Annotated in this window: 1 protein-coding gene; it reads left to right on the forward strand. The window is 39.9% G+C overall.

Annotation, left to right across the window (positions count from 1 at the left end; genetic code table 11):
* On the forward strand, positions 1 to 213 hold a 213-nt coding region (locus AAGV28_RS15460), incomplete at both ends, for a hypothetical protein (RefSeq protein ID WP_373407649.1).

A 213-nucleotide genomic window follows, 5' to 3' on the forward strand; every position in this document is an offset into this window, starting at 1 on the left:
GCATTAGATGCAAAAGTGGATAAGGTTGACGGCGAGCGTCTTATTAACGCTTCGGAAATCACTAAACTTTCGAATCAATCTGGAACCAACACAGGTGATCAGGATTTGAGCAGTTTTGCTACAACAACAGCATTAGATTTAAAAGCAAATATTGATTCCCCAACCTTTACCGGAACAGTTAATGGAATAACTGCAACAATGGTAGGTTTGCCA

The sequence above is a fragment of the Flavobacterium zubiriense genome, from assembly GCF_041729725.1.
Classification (GTDB): Bacteria; Bacteroidota; Bacteroidia; order Flavobacteriales; family Flavobacteriaceae; genus Flavobacterium; species Flavobacterium zubiriense.